This is a genomic window from Shewanella sp. 553 (assembly GCF_059338375.1).
In genome coordinates, this window is the sequence record NZ_CM181701.1 from 1966591 (window position 1) to 1982174 (window position 15584).

General features: G+C 44.7%; 16 protein-coding genes and 3 tRNA genes. 7 read left to right on the forward strand and 12 right to left on the reverse strand.

Annotation, left to right across the window (positions count from 1 at the left end):
- The first annotated feature begins 216 nt into the window (after positions 1-216).
- The 4 genes from AC5YBZ_RS08870 to AC5YBZ_RS08885 all read left to right on the forward strand — a co-directional run bounded on the left by AC5YBZ_RS08870 (position 217) and on the right by AC5YBZ_RS08885 (position 2016).
- Positions 217-292 (forward strand) — tRNA-Gly (locus AC5YBZ_RS08870).
- Positions 293-326: 34 nt separating this feature from the next.
- Positions 327-400 (forward strand) — tRNA-Cys (locus AC5YBZ_RS08875).
- 39 nt (positions 401-439) lie between these two features.
- Positions 440-525: transfer RNA gene (locus AC5YBZ_RS08880), tRNA-Leu, on the forward strand.
- 297 nt (positions 526-822) lie between these two features.
- The gene (locus AC5YBZ_RS08885) at positions 823-2016 is read left to right on the forward strand and encodes an amino acid aminotransferase (protein ID WP_494543689.1); all 1194 of its coding nucleotides are present in this window, start codon (positions 823-825) and stop codon (positions 2014-2016) included.
- 128 nt (positions 2017-2144) lie between these two features.
- Here AC5YBZ_RS08885 and yvcK read toward each other — a convergent pair whose 3' ends face one another.
- Positions 2145-3050, reverse strand: coding sequence for a uridine diphosphate-N-acetylglucosamine-binding protein YvcK (gene yvcK, locus AC5YBZ_RS08890; protein ID WP_494519116.1), 906 nt, complete (start codon positions 3048-3050; stop codon positions 2145-2147).
- 133 nt (positions 3051-3183) lie between these two features.
- On the opposite strand from yvcK, the gene AC5YBZ_RS08895 reads away from it, so the two are divergent.
- Together AC5YBZ_RS08895 and AC5YBZ_RS08900 are read left to right on the forward strand one after the other, a co-directional pair.
- A complete protein-coding gene (locus tag AC5YBZ_RS08895; protein WP_494519115.1) occupies positions 3184-4011 on the forward strand; it encodes a glucosaminidase domain-containing protein in 828 nt (275 codons plus the stop codon).
- Complete coding sequence (locus AC5YBZ_RS08900; protein ID WP_494519114.1) at positions 3989-4618, forward strand: DUF2987 domain-containing protein; 630 nt, start codon at positions 3989-3991, stop codon at positions 4616-4618. The genes AC5YBZ_RS08895 and AC5YBZ_RS08900 overlap by 23 nt, the downstream gene beginning before the upstream one ends.
- A 130-nt stretch (positions 4619-4748) precedes the next feature.
- On the opposite strand, the gene ttcA is transcribed toward AC5YBZ_RS08900, so the two are convergent.
- The 11 genes from ttcA to ccoN all read right to left on the reverse strand — a co-directional run bounded on the left by ttcA (position 4749) and on the right by ccoN (position 14682).
- Entirely contained in the window at positions 4749-5702 is a 954-nt protein-coding gene (ttcA, locus tag AC5YBZ_RS08905; RefSeq protein WP_494519113.1) for a tRNA 2-thiocytidine(32) synthetase TtcA, read from the reverse strand.
- An 84-nt stretch (positions 5703-5786) separates the two neighbouring features.
- Positions 5787-6719 carry a universal stress protein UspE gene (gene uspE, locus AC5YBZ_RS08910; RefSeq protein ID WP_494519112.1) on the reverse strand — a complete coding sequence of 311 codons (933 nt, stop codon included), beginning with the start codon at positions 6717-6719 and terminating at the stop codon, positions 5787-5789.
- A 94-nt stretch (positions 6720-6813) separates the two neighbouring features.
- Positions 6814-7563, reverse strand: a complete 750-nt coding sequence (gene etrA / locus AC5YBZ_RS08915) for an electron transport transcriptional regulator EtrA (RefSeq protein ID WP_494519111.1) — start codon at positions 7561-7563, stop codon at positions 6814-6816.
- A 55-nt stretch (positions 7564-7618) separates the two neighbouring features.
- On the reverse strand, positions 7619-8311 hold the full coding sequence (locus AC5YBZ_RS08920; protein WP_494519110.1) for a sulfite exporter TauE/SafE family protein: 693 nt from the start codon (positions 8309-8311) through the stop codon (positions 7619-7621).
- Complete coding sequence (ccoS, locus tag AC5YBZ_RS08925) at positions 8308-8490, reverse strand: cbb3-type cytochrome oxidase assembly protein CcoS (RefSeq protein WP_494519109.1); 183 nt, start codon at positions 8488-8490, stop codon at positions 8308-8310. The genes AC5YBZ_RS08920 and ccoS overlap by 4 nt, the downstream gene beginning before the upstream one ends.
- Positions 8487-10886 (reverse strand): heavy metal translocating P-type ATPase, encoded by a 2400-nt coding sequence (locus AC5YBZ_RS08930; RefSeq protein WP_494519108.1) that lies wholly within the window; start codon positions 10884-10886, stop codon positions 8487-8489. The genes ccoS and AC5YBZ_RS08930 overlap by 4 nt, the downstream gene beginning before the upstream one ends.
- Positions 10887-10893: 7 nt before the next feature.
- Positions 10894-11373 (reverse strand): FixH family protein, encoded by a 480-nt coding sequence (locus AC5YBZ_RS08935; RefSeq protein WP_494519107.1) that lies wholly within the window; start codon positions 11371-11373, stop codon positions 10894-10896.
- Between the two features lie 109 nt (positions 11374-11482).
- A complete protein-coding gene (gene ccoP / locus AC5YBZ_RS08940; RefSeq protein WP_475516980.1) occupies positions 11483-12451 on the reverse strand; it encodes a cytochrome-c oxidase, cbb3-type subunit III in 969 nt (322 codons plus the stop codon).
- A gap of 2 nt (positions 12452-12453) precedes the next feature.
- Complete coding sequence (locus AC5YBZ_RS08945; protein WP_475516855.1) at positions 12454-12621, reverse strand: cbb3-type cytochrome oxidase subunit 3; 168 nt, start codon at positions 12619-12621, stop codon at positions 12454-12456.
- A gap of 15 nt (positions 12622-12636) precedes the next feature.
- A complete protein-coding gene (gene ccoO / locus AC5YBZ_RS08950) occupies positions 12637-13242 on the reverse strand; it encodes a cytochrome-c oxidase, cbb3-type subunit II (protein ID WP_475516856.1) in 606 nt (201 codons plus the stop codon).
- A gap of 12 nt (positions 13243-13254) precedes the next feature.
- Positions 13255-14682, reverse strand: coding sequence for a cytochrome-c oxidase, cbb3-type subunit I (ccoN, locus tag AC5YBZ_RS08955; protein WP_494519106.1), 1428 nt, complete (start codon positions 14680-14682; stop codon positions 13255-13257).
- Between the two features lie 266 nt (positions 14683-14948).
- Between ccoN and AC5YBZ_RS08960 the strand changes: the two genes are divergently transcribed.
- On the forward strand, positions 14949-15452 hold the full coding sequence (locus tag AC5YBZ_RS08960; protein ID WP_475516857.1) for a hypothetical protein: 504 nt from the start codon (positions 14949-14951) through the stop codon (positions 15450-15452).
- Positions 15453-15584 lie beyond the last annotated feature (132 nt).

Sequence of the window (15584 nt, forward strand, 5' to 3'; positions counted from 1 at the left end):
GCCTGAGTCAGTGATTCAGGCGTTTTTTTATTCGCTTATCACCTAAATTGGTTAACAAAAAGTCACAACGAGCAATATTGCAGCAACCAGTTAATTAATCTCGATTATTACATAATTTAGCGTTGACTCTTGGGCGTAAATCGGTAGAATGCCATTCCGCAGTCAGGGGAAAGCTTCTTAAGTAGAACTTGATTGAGATTGAAAGCATTAAGACTTGCGACATTAGCTCAGTTGGTAGAGCGATACCTTGCCAAGGTATAGGTCATCGGTTCGAACCCGATATGTCGCTCCAATCTTTAGGGTTGGCCTTAACGCCTTCAATATAAGGCGCGATGGCAGAATGGCTATGCTGCGGATTGCAAATCCGTCGATCTCGGTTCGACTCCGGGTCGCGCCTCCACTTTAAGTTTTAGCGCAACAGCGATAAAACGCACACATTGCCCGTGTGGTGGAATCGGTAGACACAAGGGATTTAAAATCCCTCGCTGAATAAGCGTGCCAGTTCAAGTCTGGCCACGGGTACCATCTTAAGATGACAAAAAGGCCTCAACTAAGTTGAGGCCTTTTTGTTTTCGTCAATCTGCTTAGCCATTAAACGCGATATAAAACCGTGATAGAGTGTCATCGCTACGCAATTAACCGAACGTGAAAATCTTACCCATATATTGCAATATCGATAGTTATTAAGCAGAAAAATGAGATAAACCCTATCGCAACGCAAAAAAACGGATGCTGATGAAAATCCGCTATGAAGCCGTCGTCGACAATGGTATAAATGGCGGCGAACTCCCTACATTTACTCTAATTTTTAGGAATGCTGTCATGATATTTAACCAGGTAGAACTGGCTCCAGCCGATCCCATTCTTGGCCTTACCGATGCTTTTAAAGCCGACCCACGTTCAGATAAAGTTAATTTGGGAGTAGGGATCTATAAGGATGAGTCAGGTCAAACTCCTATTCTTAAGTCGGTTAAATTAGCAGAGCAAAAACTGCTTGATAATGAAACAAGTAAAAGTTATCTCGGTATCGATGGCGTACAGGCTTATAACAGCGCGGTACAAACATTGCTTTTTGGTGAGCAACATCAAGTATTGCAACAACAACGTACCGTGACCGCTCAGGCGCCAGGCGGTACAGGTTCTCTGCGAGTGGCTGCTGAATTTGTGGCACGCAATACTGACTCTAATACCATTTGGGTGAGTAACCCAACCTGGGCCAACCACAACAATATTTTTCAGTCTGCCCAGCTGCAAGTAAAACAGTATCGTTATTATGATGCGCCAACTCATAGCATGGATTTTGACGCAATGCTGGCTGATTTAGCCACCGCCAAAGCTGGGGACTTAGTGCTGTTGCATGGCTGTTGTCATAACCCAACGGGTATCGATCTTAATCAGAACCAATGGCAAGCCGTTGCTGAGTTATGTTTACAAAAAGAATTAGTGCCCTTATTCGATTTTGCCTACCAAGGCTTTGGTGACGGTGTTGAAGAAGATGCCCAAGGGTTACGTTTGGTTGCCGATATCGTTCCTGAACTGATCGTGGCTAACTCATTTTCTAAAAACTTCGGCCTCTATAACGAACGTATTGGCGCTGTTACTTTGGTGGCGAAAGATCAAGACACAGCTAAAACTGCATTTAGCCAGGTGAAGAGCACTATTCGAGGTAACTATTCTAATCCTCCGGCTCATGGCGCGCTGATCGTAGCCACCATTTTGGGTGACAATGAATTAAGAGCTATGTGGGAAGAAGAGCTACAACAGATGCGTGAACGTATTGCTCAGATGCGGGTTCTGTTTGTTGATACTCTTAAAAGCGCTGGTGTTAGCCAAGATTTTAGCTTTATTTCGACGCAAAATGGCATGTTTAGCTTCTCTGGGCTGAACAAAGCCCAAGTCGAACGTCTACGTGACGAGTTTGGTATTTATATTGTCGGATCTGGCCGTATCAGTGTGGCGGGGATGACCCGTGACAATATGCCAGCAATCTGCAAGGCTATCGCGCAAGTGGTGTAAATTACAACGACGCTAATGTACTGATCACATGTGTTCTTCATAAAACGGTTATCGCCTTACGCGCTAACCGTTTTTTTAGTGCTTTCGCTTTGTATCGTGTTTAAGCGATGTGAGTGGTGGTTAAGCCATTAAGATTCGAGCGTAGGCAGCTGAGTGATAAAGGAGATAGCTTCAGCTAAAGCGCTGCGATCATGTAGGCCTACATGATGTTTACTGCGCAGCGGAAAGTAGGTGATATTACCTTCAGTGTGGCACTGCTCACCATGGCTTAATACGTGGTTAATCACTTTATTCCCCAGCACTTGCTCGCACCAATGTAAGCGTTTTTCGAGACTAAAATCCACTGCCGATGACGGCTCGGCAGTTAAGTTATCGATAAAAATAACCTTGCCGTTACTGCTCGCCAAAGCTTCGCTTAAGATAGGCAATAATAAGGGCGGCATGATACTGGTGAGAAAACTACCAGGGCCTAAAATAATCAAATCGGCGGCTTTTATCGCATTGCAGGCTTCGGCTGTTGCCTCAACCATTGGCTCAAGTGATAAAGCGATAGGCGATTCTGTCATACCATCCACTTCCACCTCGCCTAAAATCTTAGTACCACAAGATTGTATGGCGACTAAATGGGTTGGCTGCTCCGACATTGGGATCACTTGGGTTTCGATATTGAGCAGCTTACGGATCAAGTTAACGGCATCAAGAGGGCGGACACAAAGTTCATCGAGCGCCAATAAAATAAGGTTGCCGAGGTTATGATTATTTAACTCATGCTGGCCACTAAAGCGGTATTCAAATAATAGTGAGCCTACAGATGGCCGCGATGCAAGTTGTGATAAACAATTGCGTAAATCTCCCCATGCAATGCAATCTTGCTGCTGTCTTAATCGCCCCGTTGAGCCACCATTATCAGTGGTGGCCACAATGCCTGTCAGCCTCGGGCCTAAAAATGATAATGCAGAAAGCACTCGTCCCAGCCCATGACCGCCACCAATGGCAACCACATTTGTAAATTGATTAAGTGCAGAGTTGTGCATGCGGGTTTTTCCTTCCTGAATCCCCAATATATCGCGAGATATTATAGCGAATAATGCCTTGAGGCATAGCGGTTTTGTTTTGCGGCACAAATCGCATATAATCTCCTCCTAAACCCTTAAAAGAGTTAGCAATTTGAAAACAGGTAGTATAAATAAAGTTATCTTATCGTTGGCCATTGTGGTGGCAGCCCTATTGGCGGTGAAGCTCTTGCTGGTTGACCAGCAGCCCAGCGAAGAGAGCAGCCAAGGCCAGTTATTAAAAAATAAGCGTCAATACAGCCAAATCCCAAATTTCGAAGCGATTGCCGATGTGGCAGAAAAGAAAAAAGCTTTCTTTGATTTCTTACGCCCTGCAGTGCAGCATCACAATAATATTATTGCAGAAGAGCGCAAGTTTCTGCTTGCAGCGCAACAACATCTCGCAGACGAAGAAGTGCTTTCTGAAGCGGAGCAGTTTCGTATTCAGCAATTAGCCAGTAAATACCAATACAGCATGCGCAGCGTGACCGTTGAGAATCTTAATCAGTTACTTAGACGTGTCGATATTATCCCAGAAGACTTAGTATTAATTCAGGCTGCCAATGAAACGGGTTGGGGCAGTAGCCGCTTTGCTAAAGAGGGACTTAACTTTTTTGGTCAATGGTGCTTTAGAAAAGGCTGTGGTCTTGTACCACAATCACGCAGTGAAGGGATGAGCCATGAAGTCGCCGTGTTTAACAGTGTCGATGATTCTGTGGGCTCTTACATGCGTAATTTAAATTCGAACGCCGCCTATTCGCTATTGCGATCTATTCGTGCCGATCTACGCGCTCAAGGGGAGCACGTTAGAGCTGACAAATTAGTCTATGGTTTGCTCAATTATTCTGAACGACAAGAAGCTTATATCGAAGAATTGCTCGATATGTTACGTCACAATAATCAATTTTTGGTGGAAAACTATGAACAAGGCTCTGCTGTTTAGTTGCCTACTGCTTGGCAGTATTACTGCTCAAGCAACGCCGATATCGCTGGAATACCAAGGTTTTTATCAACGTCTTAAACAGGTGAGTAAAGGCCATTATCCGTTGATTGAGTTAACTTTTTCAGTACCCAAAGCGCAAGGCTGCGTGGTAATAAGTGGCTATATTGCGACCGAAAAAGAGCAGTTCCCATTAACCATTACTGACTCGCAGCGCATTTTTATTCCCTATGATGGCAGGCTTAAATCGGACAGGGCATTAGTGCATTTAGAGATGGAAAATGACGCCAGCCAATGTGGCATTGCGATGCAAATACGCGCCAAGCAAACACAGCCGCAATATCAACAAGCTGACTTAGTCATGTTGCAAGCACAAATGGATGATCTACTGCATACCATGCAGGGCTTCCCTATGCGTTATTTTACTGATGATATTCGTGGCCTTAACTTTGAATTTGACCAAGCCGCAACAGTAAAGATTGATGGCGAAACCATTGGCTTCGAAGGTATTTTCCGATTGTCTCGTGAACGTATCAATCAGCTAGATAGCATTAGCTTTGATCGCCGCCCTGATGTCGTCAGCCCTTGGGTCAATGCTAGCGATAAATAACAGATAGCTTGTTACTCAGCCCTTTACAGGTTGTTTTATAGAGGGTTAATCGTCGATAACGGATAAAAATCACAGACATAAAAAAACCTCCATCGGAGGTTTTTTTATGTCGCGCTCTGGGCATTAAATGCTAAGGCGTATAGGTACTGACAACCTCAATTTTTAAGGCATCGGTATTGCGCTTAGCCGCATCTAAGTCGATATGACCGTTATTGGCAATATCGAGAAAATCAAAGGCGGGCAGATCTGATTCGGCCACATCACCTTTCATCGGGGCGTCTGGATCGCGCGTAAGCGAAGTAAAGTCAAATTGCGCTCTGTCTACCCCTTGCGATGGGCTAGTATTTTGCATAGCGGTAAAAATCGTTTCGATACGGCCAGGAAACTGTTTGTCCCAGGTGCTAAGCATCTCTTTTACGGCTGCGCGTTTAAGATTTTCTTGTGAACCACACAGGTTACAAGGGATGATTGGAAAATCTTTTAAGGCGGCGTACTCGGCAATGTCTTTCTCTCGGCTGTACGCCAAGGGACGAATAACCACGTTAGCGCCATCATCTGAGAGTAATTTAGGTGGCATGGCTTTTAGTTTGCCCGCATAAAACATGTTTAAAAACAGAGTTTCGATAATGTCGTCGCGGTGGTGGCCAAGCGCAATTTTGTTGGCACCTATCTGCTGCGCAAAACCGTATAAGGTGCCTCGGCGTAAACGACTGCACAAAGAGCAAGTGGTTTTACCTTCAGGGATCTTATCTTTAACGATAGAGTAGGTGTCTTTTTCAAGAATATGATACGGTACATTTAACGTATCAAGATACGCTGGCAAAATATCTTCAGGGAAACCCGGTTGCTTTTGATCAAGATTGACTGCAACCAGTTTAAAAGAGATCGGCGCACGCTGCTGTAAATTAAGTAAAATGTCGAGCATTGCGTAACTATCTTTGCCACCCGAAAGGCAGCACATGACAGTATCACCGTCTTCAATCATATTGTAATCAGCGATAGCGCTACCCACTTCACGTCTAAGACGCTTCTGTAGCTTATTTAACCGTGTGGTCTGTTTTTTTAAGAGAGTATCATCAGACATAATAAAAAACGCGCCTAGTATCATCAAATTCTGGGCGCGTAGTATAGCTTAAATCAATGGTCTAAAGAAGCGGTGCGTTAGCTGTTACTCATCTTCGAGCGGTGACTTATAACCATCAGGTTTAACTGCCAATAAATCACAATTAATGCTATCGATAACATGCTCCGCGGTATTACCAATTAATGCTGCCGAAAATCCGGTACGACCAACGGTGCCAAGGATCACCAGTTCTGCATCGAGTTGTTCAGCCAGTTCAGGGATAACATCTTCAGGTAACCCTTCTTTAATATGACAAAAATCCGTTGAGATGCCATATTGATTGGCCAAATGCCAAACTCGTTGTTCATGCTGCATGCGAATGGTTTCGCTATAGGTATGTGCATCAAAGTCGGGCAGTTCAATCGCTAAGTTTACCGGTGTGCCTGGATAACCATTAACGAGATGCACTTTAGCATCAAACTTCTTGGCTAAGTCTTGGCCGTGTTCGATTATCTTGCCATTAAGGGTTTGATGATCGTCATCTTCTGATGCCACGTTGATGGCACACAGTATTTTTCCTGCTACTGGCCAGTCATGTTCTTTAACCAGCAGTACCGGCACAGGCGCTTTACGCATTAGGTGCCAGTCGGTAGGGGTGAAAATCACCGATTTAAGCTTATCGTGCTGATGGGTACCTTTAACAATGAGGTCAAATTCGCCTTCGATCGCATGTAGAATAATGCTTTCAAACGGGCGATTATGCCACACGACTTCACTTTGAATATCGATACCGCTATCTTTGTATTGCAACAAAATATCGGCTAACCATGCTTGACGCTGCGCTATCACGCCTTGACGCATGGCTTCGCGTTCTTGGCCCGATAGTATGGAGGTCATTTCGTAGGAAAAATCGAATATAGACAAGAATACCGTAATTTCGGCATGGTTTTTAACGGCAAGCTCAACAGCTCTTGCAAGTGCCGGTTGCTCATCGCTTGTAGGGTCCACTACAACAAGGATTTTATGATAGTCCTTCATAGATTATTCCTTTATCTGACGTTGTAATTTAATAATGGTCGATAACGGGTAAATTGCCTTGTTTTAGATCAAGTTTACCCATTTATTCGCTTGTTTAACGACCGATTTTATTGTTACCCGCGAGTTTATTAAGTGACTCAAAATCGATGATAGTAATATACTTCCCTTTTACTTCAATCAATTCTGATTTTTGAAAACGGCCGAGTAGTCGGCTGATGGTTTCGACCGTCAAGCCAAGATAGTTGCCGATATCACCACGGGTCATGGTTAAGCGAAATTCTTTAGGTGAGAAACCACGATTACCAAAACGATTAGCGAGATTACTGATAAAAGCGGCGAGGCGCTCTTCGGCATTTTTCTTACTCAGTAATAAGATCATCTCTTGGTCGCTTTGAATCTCGTTACTCATTAAGCGCATGATCTGCTGACGTAATTTAGGCATGGTACCAGATAAATCGTCTAGGGTTTCATAGGGAATTTCACACACCATTGAGGTTTCTAATGCTTGGGCGAAACTCTGATGAATTTGTGAGTGAATACCATCAAAACCGATCACATCGCCAGCCAAATGAAAACCTGTGATCTGTTCATCGCCTTGCTCGGTAATGGTAAAGCTTTTAATGGTACCTGAGCGAATGGCATAGAGAGATTTTAGTACGTCACCAGATTTAAAAATCTGCTCACCTTTTTGAATCGGCTTCTTACGCTCAATGATCTCGTCGAGCTGATCTAATTCATTGTTATTTAATGTGAAAGGTATGCAAAGGCTACCCATACTACAGTCATGACAATGAATAGCGCAGCCAGGAGCTGCTGAACGACGATTTTTAATGGTATCCGTCATAATATCTCTCGAATTTCACAGTTATGCCCATGTTAAACTAATTTAATAGAGTGAGCTAGTTTAGCTGCGCAATTGCAATATACAAAGTGTGTATGCCAAAGCCAACTAACAGAAGGCCGCTGATCATACGCACCGAATTTCGTAACACGAATTGGGCAAACACTTGCGCTGCGACACCAGCACTGAATAGTGCTGGTAGAGTACCGAGTCCAAACGCCGCCATGATCAGCGCCCCTTGTTGCGCCGAATTCGCCGCCACTGCCCAGGTCAAGGTGCTGTAAACCAAACCGCAAGGTAACCAGCCCCAGATTACGCCAGCCACAAAAGCTTGTTTTAAACTTTTAATGGGCAGTAAGCGATTGGCTATGGGGCCTAACACCTGCCAAACCCGTTTTCCGAGTCGCTCTACTTGCACTATGCCAGACCAAATTTTGGCGATATATAATCCAGTGGCGATCATCATTACCCCTGCCAACATACGCATAGTGAGCAAGTAGATATCTAAACTAAACAGGGTACTGAGTAAGCTGGCCGAGCCACCAATTAAGGCGCCAGCTAGGGTATAACTGAGGATACGTCCGGTGTTATAGCTGATAATAAATTGCAGTTTAGCCGCCAGTGCATTGCCTTTCGTTTGAGAAGGCATCTGCTGCGATATCGCCCCCACGAGTCCACCACACATACCGATACAATGACCAGCGCCCATCAAGCCCACAATAAACGCACCAGTAACGGTAAAGTCGATCACTGCGGTTTGCTCTCATCGTCTTTTGACGTTGACGGCTTGACGTCATCATCAAACAAGATTGATACGCTTTGGCGGTCAAGATCATCAAACTGCTCAGATTTTACTGCCCAGAAAAAAATCCCTACCGCGATGAGTACAAACAACATCGCAATGGGGATTAACACATAGATAATACTCATACTCGTACCTTCAATAGTCTAAGGCTGTTTGCCACGACAATAAGTGAACTGGCTGACATGCCGATAGCAGCGATGTAGGGCACGACGTGGCCTGTGACCGCTAACGGAATAATAAATAAGTTGTAGCCCAACGCCCAAAAGAGATTTTGCTTAATGATTTTACCGGTTAACTTGGCAACCACCATTGCATCAGTAAAGCGGGCCAGTTGATCACCTAGTAAAATGAGATCGGCACTGTTTTTGGTTATGGCAGCACCGCTGCCCATAGCCACAGACAAATTCGCGCCGGCTAATACTGGTGCATCGTTAATACCATCGCCAAACATGGCGACTTGCTGTGTCTGTTGCAAGTGTTCAATTAGGCGTAACTTGTCTTGTGGCTTAAGTGCTTTATGCACATTGGTTATGCCCATAGCGCGAGCCACTTCATCAACATGAGCTGAGTTATCGCCACTGGCAATGCTCACCTCACAGCCTGATCCGCGTAGCAAGTTAACGGTCGTTAAGGCATCGGGGCGAATGTTATCAATTAATTCGAAGCTGGCAATGAGCTGTTTATCGCGGCTAAGGTAAACACATTGCTGCGCACTAGGCGGGCACTCAATACCAAGACGCTGGTGTATAAAATCAGCACTGCCAATAATATAGTGCTGCTGATTTATCATTCCTTCAATACCTGAACCCGCATGATTACGGCTATCAGTGACCCGAATATCATCGGCGCGATAACGTTCAAAGGCACGCGCGATTGGATGAAGTGATGTGGACTCTAATGCCGCCGCTAAGGCCAATGCTTGCGCTTGGTTAATATCACTGTGTAACCGAGTGTTTGCCACCGTCAGGCTGCCACAGGTGAGGGTGCCTGTTTTATCAAACACCACATGATTAATTAGCGGCAGCTTTTCAAATACGCCCGATTGACGCGCTACGACACCCATTCGTGTAAATAACCCAGTAGCGCAAGTGACGGCGGTAGGGGTTGCAAGCGCTAGTGCGCAGGGGCAGGTCGCGACCAGTACTGATAAGGTCACCCAAAAAGCATCTTCAGGCCAATAGGCCTTCCACACTAGGTAGGTTAACAAGGCGATAATCAAAATCGTCCAAGTAAAATAATTAGAGATGGTATCAACGTATAACGCTACTGCAGGCTTGTTGTTGGATGCGGCTTCTTGCAGGCGAATGATCTCAGCGACTAACTGATCTTGTCCGATGGCAGTGACGCGCACCTTAATTGGGTGGTCAACATTGATAGTGCCTGCAAATACTTGGCTCGACATCCGTTTAGTCACCGGCATCTGCTCGCCAGTTAACATTGCTTCGTTAACACTGCTGCTACCTTCAATAATATCGCCATCGGCGCTAATGGTTTCACCCGGTTTAATGAGAATAATGTCGCCAATGCGTAAACGTTTCGCAGGAACTTCACTGTGCTGGCCGTCAGCATCAACTAAATGTGCGGTTAAGGGGATCAGTTTATGTAAATTATTGGAGCTGACGGACGCTTTTTGACGCGCGTTTTGCTCAAGGTAACGCCCCAACAGCAAGAAGAAAGTGAACATGCTGACCGATTCAAAATAGACCTCTCCTTGGCCGCTGACGGTAGCAATACAACTGGCAATATAGGCGCCGCAAATAGCAATCGACACCGACACGTCCATATTTAACCGCCCCGAAAGCATGGAGCGAATGGCACTAAAATAGAAAGGCTGTGCCGAGTAGAACACCACTGGTGCGGCAAACATCATGCTGACCCAGCGGAAATAGTCGCGGTATTCAACATCCAGATCGGTAAAGTATTCGGAATAGAGGGCGAGGGCGAACATCATCACCTGCATGGTGGCAAAGCCGGCTAGCCCGAGTCTTAATAAAAATTTACGGCTATTTTTTTTGGTCTGGATCTCTTCATCATCGACTTGATAAGGCGCTGCCTGGTAGCCGATATTACTGATTAAATTGAGGATCTCACTAAGCTTAATTCGGCTTTGGTCCCAAGTCACCAAGGCTCGCTCTGTGGTGGTGTTAACAGCAATGTTCACTATCCCATCGACCAGCTTTAACTTATGTTCTATCAACCAGGCACACGCAGCGCAGGTTATGCCATCGATGGTCAATGAAACTTGACTAATATTGTCCTGTTGATGGACAAAATCTTGCTGGACCTCTTTAAGGTCAAAAGCTGAATTGGCATTGAGTGCTTCAGGCACCAGTGCCGTCTGTTTGTTACCAGGCTCGGTACGGTAACGGTAATAATTACTCAAGCCAGCGTCGATAATGGCCTTTGATACCGCTTGGCAACCCGGACAGCACATGGGTTGCGGGGTATTATCAATAACGGTGACAAACTGCGAGCCAGTTAATACTGGCTCGCTGCAATGAAAACACTCAAGGTTATTCATGTGAAAACTAATTTAGCCAGTACTGAGCAGCGTCTTTAAGATCAAGACGCTGTTGAATACGCCAAGTTTGATCGAATCCTTCGAGTCGTACTTCCCAGGCGCCAGAGATAGGTTCGGCCAACTTGATACGGTAAACCTGATTGCCATCGGCTGTGGTAATTTGGCTAAAGTCACGCTGCTTTAAGGTGGGGTGAAAAAACGATACGCTTAATGCCGCTAAATATGCTTCACCACCGTGCTGCACTATGCGCACTTCATCATCATTAACTATCAGCTCAAACTGTAAACCTAACTGTTTGGCATGCTTAATTTTACGCAGATCCATATTGATGGCTTTACCATCTTTATAGTAATCCTCAGACACGAGCGAGTCCTGGGTATCGATGGCCACCATCAGTAAATTAATGCTGGCGATGACGGCGCACAAGGGCAAAATAATTAGAAACCAAGGCCAAAATTGTTTATACCAAGCTTGCGGTGTATTCATGAAAACTACCTGTTGAATTTGTTGGGCTCATTTTACCGATAATTGAGTAAAAGCACAGCTAAAAAAAAGGCCCCGATCATCTCGAGGCCTTAATGTTACTTATATGTAACTACTTGTTTGACAAGCTATAAACGTAAGCAGTGATCACGTGAACTTTCTCTTCACCTAAAACGTCTTTCCATGCTGGCATGACACCAGAACGGCCGTTTTTGATGCTTTCAACGATCACGCCACGACTACCGCCGTATAACCAAGCAGAGTCAGTCAGGTTAGGGGCACCCATAAACTTGTTACCAGTACCGTCCATGCCATGACAGGCAAAACAGCCTTTCATGAATGAGCCTTGCCCCTGAGCTGCCAGTGCGGCGTCGTGTTCACGACCAGAAAGCTTAACCACATACTCAGCTAATCCTTCAAGTTCGCTATCATCGATAGGTAAACCGCCTTTAGGTGGCATCATACCGTGACGACCATTCATTAGCGTCGTTTTAATCGTCGCTAAATCACCACCGTACAACCATGCATTGTCTGTCAGGTTAGGGAAGCCAGTACTACCACGGGCGTCACTACCATGACACTGTGCACAATTTTGTAGGAAGAGACGACCACCGACTTTCAATGCTTCTTCGTCTTTAACTAATTCTTCTAACGGTGTTGCAAGGTAAGCCGCGAAGATTGGACCAAATTTTTCGTCGGCTTTCTTCACTTCTTGGTCATACTGCACCCAGCGACCTTCTTTTGCTGCTAGTTCAATAGCGGCGGCAGAATCAGCTTTAATACCATTCTCGGTACCAATGCTTTGGTTCGAGCTTGACCAGCCGAGTAAGCCTTTGTAGTTACCCAAACCTGGGTAAAGAGCGAGGTAAATCACACCGAAAACGATTGTGAGATAAAACATATAACTCCACCACTTAGGTAGTGGGTTATTGAGCTCTTCAATACCATCAAAGGCATGGCCCATTGACTTGCCTTCTTCAACACCAGTAGTGTTTTTAGAGACGAGTCTTAATAGGATAAAACATCCTGCGATTACCACGATTGTGAGTACGGTAATCCAAATACTCCAGAAGCTACTCATCATCACTTATGCTCTCCTGAGTCCTTGTTTTTCTCGTCATCCGAGAAAACAAGGTTAGCGGCTTCGTCAAATTGATTCTTACGACGACCGCTATAAGCCCACGCAAAAATACCGACAAACGTCAACATAACAACAATGGTGATAATCCCTTGTATTGTGCCGTAATCCATATTTATGCCTCCAATTTATTTCAGTGCGTGACCTAGCGACTGTAGGTATGCAATTATTGCCTGCATCTCAGTTTTACCTTCAACGGCCTTCTTGGCATTGTCGATATCTTCCTGAGTGTACGGCACACCGAAACCACGGAACACTTCCATCTTTTGAGCAGTTAACTTACCGTCAAGTACGTTTTCTGCTAACCATGGGAACCCAGGCATGTTTGACTGAGGTACCACAGCACGAGGATCGATTAAGTGCACTTCGTGCCACTTGTCACTGTAACGTCCGCCTACACGAGCAAGATCAGGACCAGTACGCTTAGAACCCCAAAGGAATGGGTGTTCCCACACTGACTCACCAGCAACTGAGTAGTGACCATAACGTTCAGTTTCTGCACGTAATGGACGGATCATTTGGCTGTGACAACCAACACAACCTTCGCGGATATAAATATCACGGCCTTCAAGCTCTAGGGCTGTGTAAGGGCGTAATCCATCGACAGGTTCAGTGGTATCTTTTTGAAAAAGTAGAGGAGTGATCTGTACCAAGCCACCGAAACTGATTGCAATAACGGTAAAGATGCCCAGCAGACCGATGTTTTTCTCAACTATCTCATGATTAAATTTCATCTAATCTACCCCTTATGCTTCAGCAAGTGCTGGCAAAGATTCTTTTGGTGCTTTTACGGTCTTGAACACGTTATATGCCATTAACAACATACCCGTGACAAAGAACACGCCACCTAAGAAACGAACAAAGTAGAATGGATACGATGCTTCTAAGCCTTCAACGAAGCTGTAGGTCAAGGTACCGTCAGAGTTAACTGCGCGCCACATTAGACCCTGCATAACACCCGAAATCCACATAGATACGATATAAAGTACGGTACCGATAGTCGCCAACCAGAAATGCACGTTGATCAACTGAGTGCTGTACATACGACCGTGGCCATAAACAGAAGGAATTAAGTGATATAACGAACCAATCGACACCATCGCAACCCAACCAAGCGCACCAGAGTGAACGTGACCAATGGTCCAGTCAGTGTAGTGAGACAATGCGTTAACGGTCTTAATCGCCATCATTGGGCCTTCGAAGGTAGACATACCATAGAAAGATAATGACACCACGAGGAAGCGTAGAATAGGATCGGTTCTTAATTTATGCCAAGCACCTGATAGCGTCATAATACCGTTGATCATACCACCCCAAGAAGGCGCGAATAGGATAAGCGACATGACCATACCCAGTGATTGAGTCCAGTCAGGCAAAGCAGTGTAATGTAGGTGGTGAGGACCAGCCCAAATGTACAATGCAATCAAAGCCCAAAAGTGAACAATAGATAAACGGTATGAGTAAACAGGGCGACCTGCTTGCTTAGGCACGAAGTAATACATCATACCTAGGAAACCTGCTGTCAGTAGGAAACCTACCGCGTTATGTCCGTACCACCACTGCACCATGGCATCAACTGCGCCAGAGTAGAGAGAGTAAGACTTAAACATGCTCACAGGTATCGCCATAGAGTTAACTATGTGCAGTACGGCTACCGTAATGATAAAGGCACCAAAAAACCAGTTCGCAACATAAATGTGCGAGGTTGTTCTTTTAATGATGGTACCGAAGAATACAATCGCATAAGTTACCCAAACGACGGCAATAGCGATATCGATAGGCCATTCTAGTTCAGCATACTCTTTGCTACTGGTTAGCCCCAGTGGCAGAGTAATAACAGCTGATAAAAGGATTGCTTGCCATCCCCAGAAAGTAAATGCAGCTAGCTTAGGTGCAAATAGACGGGTTTGACAGGTGCGCTGGACGATATAGTAAGATGTTGCAAAAAGTGCTGAAGTACCGAACGCGAAAATCACAGCGTTTGTGTGCAGAGGTCGAAGACGACTGTACGTTAGCCATGGAGTATCAAAGTTCAGTTGTGGCCATATTAACTGGGCCGCGATCAATACACCGATTGACATACCAATGATTCCCCACAAAACTGTGGTTAATGCAAATTGGCGGACAACAGTGTAATTGTAATCAGCGCCTTGAGGCTGGGAATGATTCATCATATTGCTTCCACTGCTTATTACTTGTACTTATTGTTAGAGTAAAGCGACACTTTACCCGTTAGAGAATGACGTTAAAAAGCCTGCTTCCTACGAAACAAACTTGATTGAGTCAACGTGTTGCTCAGCATTAATGTAAATTAATGTTAAGTATCGCAATGATACTTGAGCAATATCAAAAAAGATAGGAATTATGCGGAGTACAACATTGATCCAGATCAAAGTCCACGTATAGAATGTAAACACCATGATTCAAAAGGTTAAAAATTGTGCTACACAAGCAAATAACTCGCATTAACATTACCGTCATTAGCCTACTTAGCACGCTTTTATTAAGTGCATGCTCCGAGCCTAATAATAGTGTTGTAAAGGGTGATGAAACAGGACAAATAGCTGCATTTACCGTAGACCAAACCTTATGTCAGTTTGCCCAAAAACCTTGTCAACAAACAATAAATGACATTGATGTCAGCTTAAGCATTTCACCAGGTTCGACGCCAAGTGAACAGCCCTTAGCCGTTTCATTAACCTTCTCTAAACCCGTAAAATTATTGAGCGCACGCGTTGAAGGAAGAGATATGTTTATGGGGGTTATTCCTTTAAATTTAACTGAAAACGACAAAAGCAGCTATAAAGGCACGTTAATCTATGGCTCATGTAGCAGTAATTACATGGTTTGGCGGATGTTTGTTAGCTTTAGTGTCGCTGAGCAACAACAGCATGTTATGTTCGACTTTTTAGCCGACAATCACGCTGTCGATAATCCACGCTAATCCATTTTTTGTCGATTGGCCATCATCATGAGTACGGCTAACGACGAAACATAAGATCAGGCCATCCTTGTTCGTTTTAAGCTGCGTATCGAGGCTGTTTATTAAACTAACTTGCTGTTGGGATTTAATATT

Excerpts from the sequence above, each read along its gene's own strand:
- AC5YBZ_RS08885 (WP_494543689.1), top strand. The coding sequence starts at position 823 with ATGATATTTAACCAGGTAGAACTGGCTCCAGCCGATCCCATTCTTGGC.
- yvcK (WP_494519116.1), bottom strand. The coding sequence starts at position 3,050 with ATGCACAACTCTGCACTTAATCAATTTACAAATGTGGTTGCCATTGGT.
- AC5YBZ_RS08900 (WP_494519114.1), top strand. The coding sequence starts at position 3,989 with ATGAACAAGGCTCTGCTGTTTAGTTGCCTACTGCTTGGCAGTATTACT.
- ttcA (WP_494519113.1), bottom strand. The coding sequence starts at position 5,702 with ATGTCTGATGATACTCTCTTAAAAAAACAGACCACACGGTTAAATAAG.
- uspE (WP_494519112.1), bottom strand. The coding sequence starts at position 6,719 with ATGAAGGACTATCATAAAATCCTTGTTGTAGTGGACCCTACAAGCGAT.
- etrA (WP_494519111.1), bottom strand. The coding sequence starts at position 7,563 with ATGACGGATACCATTAAAAATCGTCGTTCAGCAGCTCCTGGCTGCGCT.
- ccoS (WP_494519109.1), bottom strand. The coding sequence starts at position 8,490 with ATGAGTATTATCTATGTGTTAATCCCCATTGCGATGTTGTTTGTACTC.
- AC5YBZ_RS08930 (WP_494519108.1), bottom strand. The coding sequence starts at position 10,886 with ATGAATAACCTTGAGTGTTTTCATTGCAGCGAGCCAGTATTAACTGGC.
- AC5YBZ_RS08935 (WP_494519107.1), bottom strand. The coding sequence starts at position 11,373 with ATGAATACACCGCAAGCTTGGTATAAACAATTTTGGCCTTGGTTTCTA.
- ccoP (WP_475516980.1), bottom strand. The coding sequence starts at position 12,451 with ATGAGTAGCTTCTGGAGTATTTGGATTACCGTACTCACAATCGTGGTA.
- AC5YBZ_RS08945 (WP_475516855.1), bottom strand. The coding sequence starts at position 12,621 with ATGGATTACGGCACAATACAAGGGATTATCACCATTGTTGTTATGTTG.
- ccoO (WP_475516856.1), bottom strand. The coding sequence starts at position 13,242 with ATGAAATTTAATCATGAGATAGTTGAGAAAAACATCGGTCTGCTGGGC.
- ccoN (WP_494519106.1), bottom strand. The coding sequence starts at position 14,682 with ATGATGAATCATTCCCAGCCTCAAGGCGCTGATTACAATTACACTGTT.